Source organism: Agromyces sp. P1_H4 (assembly GCF_056405255.1).
In genome coordinates this window covers 1-10,496 of sequence record NZ_JBFUCL010000108.1, presented here as the reverse complement: position 1 = coordinate 10,496, position 10,496 = coordinate 1, and the positions used below count along the sequence as shown (strand labels likewise).

The following is a 10,496-nucleotide window of genomic DNA, read 5'->3' as shown; positions in this document are numbered from 1 at the left end:
GAGCCATGTCGAATCGATCGACATGGGCCCGGTGCCCGATTCCGTCTGAAGCCGTGACTCAGTGATGCGTCGAGTGCGATGCCTCGAGCTCGCCCCGGGTGACCGGTGCGATGCGGTCCTCGAAGAACCAACGCGACATGCCCGCACGGAGCTTCTGGCCGACCGTGATCTTGCCACGCGCGTTCGGCCGCAGCATGAGCGGCTGGTACGCGTCGTAGCTCACGAGGCGCCAGCGGTCGTACTCGTCGAGCGGCTGGTGGACCTCGATGAACTCGCCACCGGGCAGCTTCACGATGCGGCCCGATTCGTACCCGTGGAGGACGATCTCGCGATCCTTCTTCTGCAACGCGATGCAGACGCGCTTGGTGATGAAGTACGCGACGAACGGGCCGATGACCACGACGGCCTGGAGGGCGTGGATGACCCCCTCCATCGTCAGCGCGAAGTGCGTCGCGAGGATGTCCGAGCTCGCCGCGGCCCACAGGCCGGCGTAGAAGGTGACGCCGGCAGCGCCGATCGCGGTGCGAGTCGGGGCATTGCGGGGACGGTCCGCGATGTGGTGCTCGCGCTTGTCTCCGGTGACCCAGGCCTCGATGAAGGGATAGGCCAGCACGAGGACGATGAAGATGCCGATCGCGATGAGCGGGACGAGGATGTTGAACGACCAGGTGCGGTCGAGCCACACGAACTCCCAGCCCGGCGGGATGAGACGCAGTGCGCCGTCGGCGAAGCCGATGTACCAGTCGGGCTGGGTGCCCGCCGATACCGGCGAGGGATCGTACGGCCCGTAGCTCCAGATCGGGTTGATCGTGAACATCGATGCGATGAGCGCGAGCACGCCGAAGATGATGAAGAAGAAGCCGCCGGCCTTCGCCGCGTAGATCGGCAGGATGGGCGGGCCGACCGCGTTCTGCTGCGTCTTGCCGGGTGCGGCGTACTGGGTGTGCTTGTGCACGACGACGAAGACGAGGTGGATGGCGATGAGCGCGACGAGGATCGCCGGCAGCAGCAGGATGTGCAGCGTGTACAGGCGTCCGACGATCGCGGTGCCGGGGAACTCGCCGCCGAAGAGCAGGAACGAGGTCCACGTTCCGATCACCGGGATGCCCTTGATCAGGCCGTCGATGATGCGCAAGCCGTTGCCCGAGAGCAGGTCGTCGGGGAGGGAGTACCCGGTGAAGCCCTCGCCCATCGCGAGGATGAACATGGTGAAGCCGATCACCCAGTTGAGCTCGCGCGGCTTGCGGAAGGCACCCGTGAAGAAGATGCGCAGCATGTGCAGGCCGATCGAGGCCACGAAGAGGAGCGCCCCCCAGTGGTGCATCTGGCGCACGAACAGGCCGCCGCGGATGTCGAACGAGATGTCGAGGGTCGACGCCATCGCCACCGACATCTCGACGCCCTTGAGCGGCACGTACGAGCCGTCGTAGTGGACCTCGGCCATCGACGCCTGGAAGAAGAAGGTCAGGAAGGTGCCGGTGATGAGGATGACGACGAAGCTGAAGAGCGCGACCTCGCCGAGGAGGAACGACCAGTGGTCGGGGAAGGCCTTGCGACCGAGCTCCTTGACGAAGCCGGCGAGGCTGGTGCGGTCGTTGACGTAGGTCGATGCCGCAGCCGTGAACGACCGCTTCTGCGTGTCGTCGCGAGAGGTGATGGTACTCAACTGCGCTCCCAGAAACTCGGGCCGACGGGTTCGTTGAAGTCGCTCTGGGCGATGAGGTAGCCCTCATCGTCGACGGCGATCGGAAGCTGCGGCAGCGGGCGCTTGGCGGGGCCGAAGATGACCTCGCAGTGGTTGGCCACGTCGAACTGCGACTGGTGGCACGGGCACAGCAGGTGATGCGTGTGCTGCTCGTACAGGGCCACGGGGCATCCGACGTGCGTGCAGATCTTGGAGTAGGCGACGATGCCGTCGTACGACCATGACTCCCGATCCGGCGCCTGGTTGAGCTCACTCGGCTCGAGGCGCATGAGGAGGACGGCCGCCTTGGCCTTCTCCTCCAGCTTTCCGTGCTCCAGCTCCGCCAGGCCCTCGGGGATGACGTGGAACGCGCTGCCGATCGTGATGTCGGCGGCCTTGATCGGCACGCCCGACGGGTCGAGCGTGAGACGCGTGCCCTTGGCCCACATGGTGTGGCTGAGCAGTTCGACGGGAAGCTGGTCTTGGGGTGCGAATCCGCGGAAGAGCACGACCGCGGGAAGCGGGAACGCGATGAGCGCGCCGATGAGGCTGTTGCGGATCACCGATCGACGGGTGAAGCCGGACTCGCGGTCTGCGTCGGTGAAGACCTTGACTGCGGCCGCCTGCGTCTCGGGGGAGCCACCGACCGGATGCCGCTCGTCGGCGAGCTCGACATCGGCCATGATCGACTTGCCCCAGTGCACGATGCCGAAGCCGAGTCCCAGCAGCGCGAGCGTGGCGCCGAGGCCGATGAACATGTTGTTCAGGCGAACCGCGCCGACGTCGTTGGACTCGATGGGGAACAGCATGTAGGCCGCCACGGCCCAGACGCTGCCGACGATCGACAGGTAGAAGAGCGTGTAGACCGTGCGGCTCGCACGCTTCTCGCGCCCTGGGTCCTCGTCGGTGACGCGCGGACGGTGCGGCGGGAAGCCGGGGTTCTGGAACCCGTCGGTGGTGACGATCGCGGTGCCCGGCGAAACGGCTGGTTCGTGCGCGGCGTGCGACGAGTCGGCAACGGCGAGATCAGCGCCGCTGTGGTCGTCCTGTGCCATGGTTCTCCTTCTTGAGGTATTCGGTGCCGGGCGCTAGTTGGATTTCGCCGTGATCCACACGGTGATCGCGACGATCGCGCCGAGACCGAAGATCCAGATGAACAGACCCTCGGCGACCGGGCCGAGCGAGCCGAGCTCGAAGCCGCCGGGGGAGCGGTTGTCCTGCACGTACTTGAGGTAGGTGATGACGTCGCGCTTGTCTTCCGGCGAGATGTTCAGGTCGTTGAAGACGGGCATGTTCTGGGGGCCGGTGACCATGGCCTCGTAGATGTGCACGCCCGACACGTCGGTGAGCGGAGGAGCGAACTTGCCCTCGGTGAGCGCGCCGCCGGCGCCGGCGACGTTGTGGCACATCGCGCAGTTGATGCGGAACAGCTCGGCGCCGTTGGCTGCGTCGCCGCCGCCGTTGACGAGGTGATCGGCGGGGATGTCGGGGCCGGGGCCGAGCGACGCGACGTAGTAGGCGAGCTGCTTGACCTGCTCGTCCTCGAACTGCGGCGGCTTCTGCTGCGCCTGCGGACCCTGCATCTGCATCGGCATGCGGCCGGTGCCGACCTGGAAGTCGACCGCTGCCGCACCGACGCCGATGAGGCTCGGCCCGGTGTTGGTGCCCTGTGCCTCGAGGCCGTGGCAGGTGGCGCAGTTGGCCTGGAAGAGCTTCTTGCCCTCTTCGATCGTCGCCTGCGACGTCGGCTCGGCCTCGGCCTGGGCGGTGCCCGTGCTCAGCGCCGCGTACGCCCCGCCGGTGAAGACGAGTCCGAGCGCCAGCAGGGCGACGGTGGCGAGCGGGTGCCGGCGTCCGGTGCGTCGCTTCGAGCGGTTCATCAGTTTCTTCCTGTTCGCGGGCATGCTGTTCGTGAAGCTCCTGCTGTCTCTATTTGAGGACGTAGATGACGAGGAACAGGCCGATCCAGACGACATCGACGAAGTGCCAGTAGTAGGAGACGACGATCGCGCTGGTCGCCTCCTTGTGGCCGAAGTTCTTCACGGCGAAGACGCGGCCGATGACGAGGAGGAACGCGATCAGACCACCCGTGACGTGCAGGCCGTGGAAGCCGGTGGTGAGGTAGAACGCCGAGCCGTAGGAGTTCGAGTCGAGCGCGATGCCCTCGGAGACGAGCGTGGCGTACTCCCAGATCTGGCCGGCGACGAAGGTGGCGCCCATGGCGTAGGTGAGGAAGAACCACTCGACCATGCCCCACTGCGTCGGCTTCCAGCCGGTCGCATAGGGCTGCAGGCGCTCAGCGGCGAAGACGCCGAACTGGCACGTGAAGGAGGAGAGCACGAGGATGATCGTGTTCGTCAGCGCGAACGGGAAGTTGAGGCGATCGGCCTCGAAGTTCCACAGGTCGGGCGACGTCGACCGCAGCGTGAAGTAGATCGCGAACAGCCCCGCGAAGAACATGACCTCGCTGCCGAGCCAGACGATCGTGCCCACCGCAACGGTGTTCGGTCGCTTGATCACGGGCGCGCTCGCCTGATAAGTGATTGAGGTGCTCGTCACGCTCCCCATTATGGCTGAAATCAAGCCTGAGTTTTCGTCAACCTCGGCGTTCGTTTCGACGTCGAACGGTAAGGGAAGCCTAAGTTCCGATGGGTTCATGCCGTGAATCCGCCCTGAACCCCCTCGCTAGGATCGAGCCATGCCCGCCGAACAGACCTGGCCCTCGATCATCTCCGCGCTCCTGGACGGCGAGGACCTCAGCGTGTCGGATGCCGCGTGGTGCATGGAGCAGGTCATGACGGGCACCGTCACCCCGGCCCAGCTCGCGGGATTCCTCATCGCGCTGCGGGTGAAGGGGGAGACGGTCGACGAGATCGTCGGCTTCCGCGACGCCGTGCTCGAGCACGCCGTGCCACTGCCGGTCGACCCCATGGCGCTCGACATCGTCGGCACGGGCGGCGACCGCTTCGGCACGGTCAACGTCTCGACCATGGCTTCCGTCGTCGCCGCGGCATCCGGAGTGCCCGTGATCAAGCACGGCAACCGTGCGGCGAGCTCCTCGTCGGGCTCGTCCGACGTGCTGGCGGCGCTGGGCCTCGACCTCGCCCTCCCGGCCGAGCGCGTCGCCGAGGTGCTCGGGGAGGCGGGCATCACGTTCGCCTTCGCCGGCGCGTTCCACCCGGGCTTCAAGTACGCGGGGCCCGTACGGGCCGAACTCGGCGTGCCCACGGTGTTCAACTTCCTCGGCCCGCTGTGCAATCCCGCGCGCCCCGAGGCATCCGCCGTCGGAGTCGCCCATCTCGATCGGGTGCCGCTCATCGTGGGCGTGTTCCAGACCCGCGGCGCGACCGCGCTCGTCTTCCGAGGCGACGACGGGCTCGACGAGCTGACGACGACCGGCCACTCGCACATGTGGGAGGTCTCGCTCGGCACCGTGAAGGAGCACGACCTCGACCCGCGCGACCTCGGCATCCAGCGCGCGCGCATCGACCAGCTCGTCGGCGGCGATGCCGCGCACAATGCCGAGATCGTGCATCGGGTCCTCGCGGGGGAGCGCGGGCCCGTACGTGACATCGTCGTGCTGAACGCCGCAGCGGGTTTGGTGTCGTTCGCGCTCGCGAAGGACCCGACCGAGTTCCAGCGGGCGATCCTGGATCGCTTCCGCGACAAGATGGCGGTGGCCGAGGAGGCGATCGACAGCGGCGCGGCGGCGCGCAAGCTCGAGGAGTGGATCGCCGCCACGAGGCGCTGACTCCGCTGAACTCAGGCCACGTTGTCGCGAGCCCGGCGTGCGACAGCGCATATGCGACAGCGGCCGGGCATGCGACAGGCCCCGCGGATGTCGCGGGGCCCGTCGTCAGGTGATCAGCGCACGTCGTCGTCGACCCAGTCGAAGGTCTTCGTGACGGCCTTCTTCCAGAGCCGGATCTGGCGGTCGCGCTCCTCGGCCTCCATCTTGGGCTCCCACCGGGAGTCCTCCTGCCAGTTCGCGCGGAGCTCGTCGAGGTCGGACCAGAATCCCACGGCCAGTCCCGCGGCGTACGCGGCGCCGAGGGCGGTCGTCTCGGCGACGACCGGACGCACGACCGGAACTCCCAGGATGTCGGCCTGGAACTGCATGAGCGTGTTGTTCGCGATCATGCCGCCGTCGACCTTCAGCTCGGTCAGGTCCACCCCGGAGTCGGCGTTGACGGCCTCGAGCACCTCGCGGGTCTGGAACGCCGTCGCCTCGAGCGCGGCCCGGGCGATGTGGCCCTTGTTCACGTACCGGGTGAGGCCGACGAGCGCCCCGCGGGCGTCCGAGCGCCAGTACGGCGCGAAGAGTCCGGAGAAGGCAGGCACGAAGTACGCACCGCCGTTGTCCTCCACCGTCTTGGCGAGGTCCTCCACCTCTGCCGCACTCGAGATCATGCCCAGGTTGTCGCGCAACCACTGGATCAGGGATCCGGTCACGGCGATCGACCCCTCGAGCGCGTAGTGGGCCGGTGCGTCGCCGAGCTTGTAGCCCAGCGTCGTGAGCAGTCCGTTCTTGGAGTGCACGACCTCGGTGTCGGTGTTGAAGATGAGGAAGTTGCCGGTGCCGTAGGTGTTCTTCGACTCGCCGGCGTCGAACGCGGCCTGACCGAACGTGGCGGCCTGCTGGTCGCCCAGGATGCCGGCGACGGGGACCTCGCGGAGGAGGCTCGACGGCTCGACGGTGCCGTAGACCTCGGACGACGACTTGATCGCCGGCATCATGGACTTCGGCACGCCGAACGCGGCGAGGATGTCGTCGCGCCAGCTGAGCGTCTCGAGGTCCATGAACATCGTGCGACTGGCGTTCGTGACATCCGTGGCGTGCACGCCGCCGTCGACGCCGCCGGTGAGGTTCCAGAGCACCCAGCTGTCGGTGGTGCCGAAGAGCAGGTCGCCGGCCTCGGCCTTCTCGCGCGCGCCGTCGACGTTCTCGAGGATCCAGACGATCTTCGTGCCCGAGAAATAGGTGGCGAGCGGCAGGCCGACATCCTGCTTGAACCGCTCGACCCCGCCGTCGGCGGCGAGCCGGTCGACGATGGGCTGGGTGCGGGTGTCCTGCCAGACGATGGCGTTGTAGACCGGCTGGCCGGTGTTCTTGTCCCAGACCACGGCCGTCTCGCGCTGGTTGGTGATGCCCACGGCGGCGATGTCATGGCGGGTGAGGTCCGCCTTGCCGAGGGCCTGGCCGATCACCTCGCGCGTGTTGCGCCAGATCTCCAGCGGGTCGTGCTCGACCCAGCCTGCCCTGGGGAAGATCTGCTCGTGCTCGAGCTGTCCGGTGGCGACGATCGACCCCTTCTTGTCGAAGATGATCGTGCGGGTGCTCGTCGTTCCCTGGTCGATCGCCAGGATGTAGTCGGCCATGACTTCCTCTCAATTGTGCGGATGCCCCGTGGGCACGCATGCCGAGGGGGCCTGTTGCGTGCGAAAGACGGCGGGGCCGGCCCGTTCGGACCGGCCCCGCCGGATGGTCAGGTGATGATCGGCAGCAGCCAGAGCGCCGCCCAGCCGGCCAGGACGCCGCCGATGATCGGGCCCACGACCGGAACCCACGAGTAGGACCAGTCGGATGCGCCCTTGCCCCTGATGGGGAGGAACGCGTGGGCGAGACGGGGCCCGAGGTCACGGGCCGGGTTGATCGCGTATCCGGTCGGGCCACCGAGCGAGACGCCGATGCCGACCACGAGGAGGGCGACCGGCAGCGCACCGAGCGAGGCGAGTCCGGAGGGATCGCCCTGTCGGCCGAAGCCGATCACGACGAAGACCAGGACGAACGTGCCGATGATCTCGGTCACCAGGTTCCATGCGTAGTTGCGGATGCCGGGACCCGTCGAGAAGGTGCCGAGCTTGGGCGCCGGGTCGGGCTCCTCATCGAAGTGCTGCTTGTAGGCGAGCCAGACGATGACGGCACCGATGATGGCGCCGATCAGCTGGGCACCGATGTAGGCGATGACGGAGACGAAGTTGACCGGAACCGTGAGGTCGAGCGCGGCGTTGCCGAACTCGGTCGCACCGTTCGCGACGAGGCCCAGCGTCACTGCCGGGTTGATGTGCGCGCCGGAGGCGTAGGCGACGATCACGCCGGCGAAGACCGCGAAGCCCCAGCCGAACGTCACCATGAGGAACCCGCCGTTGAAGCCCTTCGTCTTCGCGAGGGCGACGTTGGCCACGACACCGCAGCCGAGGAGCACCAGCATCGCGGTGCCCACGAGTTCCGAGAGGAACAATATTCCGAGATTGTCCACGTCGACCTTCCATCCTTTTCGCTTGGCCCCGAGGGCTTCGCCCAGGGGCGGAACACTGCCCACCATACTCAGGCCATGCACCGCGCGGAATGGGCGCGCTGTATTTGCGGATGCTCCTACCACGGCGACCCCGACGGGCGTAGGTTGAGTCGCGAGTGCTGCGTCGGCGCCGATGCACGGTCGCGTGGCGTGCGACAGCCATGGTGAAGGGATGCTCGTGAAGAAGATCATCAACGATCCGAAGCGTGTCGTCGACGAGTCCGTCGCCGGTTTCGGACTGGCGCACGCAGATCTCGTGCGCGTGGAGATGGACCCGATCCACGTGGTGCGCGCCGACGCGCCGATCGACGGCAAGGTCGGCATCGTGAGCGGCGGCGGCAGCGGGCACGAGCCCCTGCACGCCGGCTACGTGGGCTTCGGCATGCTGGATGCCGCGGTGCCCGGGGCCGTGTTCACGTCGCCCACGCCCGACCCGATCCTCGCCGCGACGAAGGCCGTCGACGGTGGCGCCGGCGTGCTGCACATCGTCAAGAACTACACCGGCGACGTGTTGAACTTCGAGACCGCGGCCGACCTGGCGGCGGCCGACGGCATCACCGTTCGCGCGGTGGTGACCAACGACGACGTCGCAGTGAAGGACTCGCTGTACACCGCCGGGCGTCGGGGCGTCGCCGGCACCGTGCTCGTCGAGAAGATCGCCGGCGCGGCCGCCGAACGCGGTGACTCCCTCGACGAGGTCGCCGAGATCGCCGAGCGCGTGAACGCGAACGCGCGTTCGATGGGGCTGGCGCTCACCCCGTGCATCGTTCCCCACGCCRGTGAGCCCAGCTTCCAGCTCGCGGAGGACGAGATCGAGATCGGCATCGGCATCCACGGCGAACCGGGTCGAGAGCGGATCAAGCTCGAGCCTGCCGACCAGCTGGTGGACCGCCTCCTCGAGCCGATCCTCGAAGACCTCCCGTACGCCTCGGGCGACCGGGTGCTGCTCTTCGTGAACGGCATGGGCGGCACGCCGCTCGTCGAGCTCTACCTCGCCTACCGCCGGGCCGCCGAGGTGCTCGAGGAACGCGGCATCGAGATCGCTCGATCGCTCGTGGGCAACTACATCACGTCCCTCGAGATGCAGGGCATGTCGCTCACGCTCCTCAAGCTCGACGACGAGATGATCAGGCTGTGGGACGACCCGGTGCAGACCGCGGCGCTCCGCTGGGGACGATAGGGAGGCATCCGTGGGTCTGGACAGCACCTGGGCGGTGGCGTGGGTCAGGCGAAGCGCCGAGGTCATCTCCGAGCATCGCGTCGAACTGCTCACGCTCGACCGCGAGATCGGCGACGGCGACCACGGGGAGAACATGGATCGCGGCTTCCAGGCCGTCCTGCCCAAACTCGACGACCTGCCCGCCGGCTCCACCCCGGGTGACGTCCTGAAGCTCGTCGCGACGACGCTCATCTCGACGGTCGGCGGGGCGGCTGGTCCGCTCTACGGCACCGCCTACCTGAAGGGGGCCGTCGCGGCGGGCTCCGACGCGACGCTCGACGGTGCCGCCGTCGCAGCCGTGCTCGCGGCGGCGCGCGACGGGATCGTACTGCGCGGCAAGGCGGAGCCGGGCGACAAGACCATGATCGACGCCTGGACGCCTGCGGTCGACGCCGCGGAGTCGGCTGCGGGCAACGGCGCCGATGCCGCGGCCGTGCTCGCCGCCGCGGCCGAGGCCGCTGAGGCCGGTGCCGTCGCGACGGAGCCGCTCGTCGCCCGCAAGGGGCGTGCCAGCTACCTGGGGGAGCGGTCCGCCGGTCACCGCGACCCCGGGGCGCAGTCCACGGCGCTGCTGCTCAGGGCCGCCGCCGACACCGCGTCGACGGCCGCGGGAGCCTGAGGTGGGGACACCCGGCAAGGTCGGCGTCGTCTTCGTCTCGCATTCCGCGCGCATCGCCGACGGCCTCGTCGAACTCGCTCGCCAGATGGCCCCGAGCGCGGCCCTCGTCGCCGCAGGCGGCACCGATGACGGACGCATCGGCACGAGCTTCGACCTCGTCAGCGCCGCCATCGGCGAAGCGGACGCCGGTGACGGCGTCGTCGTCCTGTGCGACCTCGGATCGGCGATCCTCACGGCGGAGACCGCGCTCGACTTCCTCGACGACGACGCGCGCGCCCGGGTGCGGATCGTCGACGCCCCGCTCGTCGAGGGCGGGGTGGCGGCCGCGGTCGCCGCCGAAGCCGGCGACCCTCTCGACCAGGTGGTCTCGGCGGCGGAGTCCGCGCGGGGCGGCCCTTCAGGGCACGGCGGCGACACGGCGGCGCCCGCTGACGGCGGCGGTGAGGCATCCGGGGTGCAGCGCATGGTGACGCTGGTGAACGCCGACGGCCTGCATGCGCGCCCCGCCGCGGAGCTCGTGAAACTGGCGAGCACGTTCCCGCAGCGGGTCACCGTGAACGGAACCGACGCGAAGAGCCTCCTCGGCATCATGTCGCTCGGCCTGACGAAGGGCGCGAGCGTCGAGATCGCGAGCGACGACCCTGCCGGTCAGCAGGCCGTCGACGCGATCGCCGC

General features: G+C 68.5%; 10 protein-coding genes. 4 read left to right on the top strand and 6 right to left on the bottom strand.

Annotation, left to right across the window (positions count from 1 at the left end):
- Positions 1-58 precede the first annotated feature (58 nt).
- The 4 genes from qcrB to ctaE are packed head-to-tail and all read right to left on the bottom strand — an operon-like array spanning position 59 to position 4,252.
- Positions 59-1,666 carry a cytochrome bc1 complex cytochrome b subunit gene (gene qcrB, locus AC1DY2_RS08825; RefSeq protein WP_476762072.1) on the bottom strand — a complete coding sequence of 536 codons (1,608 nt, stop codon included), beginning with the start codon at positions 1,664-1,666 and terminating at the stop codon, positions 59-61.
- Positions 1,663-2,739, bottom strand: a complete 1,077-nt coding sequence (gene qcrA / locus AC1DY2_RS08820; RefSeq protein ID WP_476762071.1) for a cytochrome bc1 complex Rieske iron-sulfur subunit — start codon at positions 2,737-2,739, stop codon at positions 1,663-1,665. The genes qcrB and qcrA overlap by 4 nt, the downstream gene beginning before the upstream one ends.
- Positions 2,740-2,772: 33 nt before the next feature.
- A complete protein-coding gene (qcrC, locus tag AC1DY2_RS08815) occupies positions 2,773-3,564 on the bottom strand; it encodes a cytochrome bc1 complex diheme cytochrome c subunit (protein ID WP_309978521.1) in 792 nt (263 codons plus the stop codon).
- 49 nt (positions 3,565-3,613) lie between these two features.
- Entirely contained in the window at positions 3,614-4,252 is a 639-nt protein-coding gene (ctaE, locus tag AC1DY2_RS08810; protein ID WP_309978523.1) for an aa3-type cytochrome oxidase subunit III, read from the bottom strand.
- A gap of 130 nt (positions 4,253-4,382) precedes the next feature.
- Here ctaE and trpD point away from each other — a divergent pair, with 130 nt between their 5' ends.
- Positions 4,383-5,435 (top strand): anthranilate phosphoribosyltransferase, encoded by a 1,053-nt coding sequence (gene trpD / locus AC1DY2_RS08805; protein WP_476762070.1) that lies wholly within the window; start codon positions 4,383-4,385, stop codon positions 5,433-5,435.
- A 113-nt stretch (positions 5,436-5,548) separates the two neighbouring features.
- Here the strand turns inward: trpD and glpK are convergent, their stop codons facing one another.
- Positions 5,549-7,063 (bottom strand): glycerol kinase GlpK, encoded by a 1,515-nt coding sequence (gene glpK, locus AC1DY2_RS08800; RefSeq protein WP_476762069.1) that lies wholly within the window; start codon positions 7,061-7,063, stop codon positions 5,549-5,551.
- A 107-nt stretch (positions 7,064-7,170) separates the two neighbouring features.
- Positions 7,171-7,896: an MIP/aquaporin family protein gene (locus tag AC1DY2_RS08795; RefSeq protein ID WP_476762073.1), complete on the bottom strand. Its 726-nt coding sequence runs from the start codon at positions 7,894-7,896 to the stop codon at positions 7,171-7,173.
- Between the two features lie 265 nt (positions 7,897-8,161).
- Here AC1DY2_RS08795 and dhaK point away from each other — a divergent pair, with 265 nt between their 5' ends.
- From dhaK to dhaM, 3 genes are all read left to right on the top strand, one after another.
- Positions 8,162-9,163 carry a dihydroxyacetone kinase subunit DhaK gene (gene dhaK / locus AC1DY2_RS08790; protein WP_476762068.1) on the top strand — a complete coding sequence of 334 codons (1,002 nt, stop codon included), beginning with the start codon at positions 8,162-8,164 and terminating at the stop codon, positions 9,161-9,163.
- Positions 9,164-9,173: 10 nt separating this feature from the next.
- Complete coding sequence (gene dhaL / locus AC1DY2_RS08785; protein WP_476762067.1) at positions 9,174-9,821, top strand: dihydroxyacetone kinase subunit DhaL; 648 nt, start codon at positions 9,174-9,176, stop codon at positions 9,819-9,821.
- Position 9,822: 1 nt separating this feature from the next.
- Positions 9,823-10,496 (top strand): dihydroxyacetone kinase phosphoryl donor subunit DhaM (dhaM, locus tag AC1DY2_RS08780; protein ID WP_476762066.1); only part of this gene is annotated, 674 nt, incomplete at its 3' end.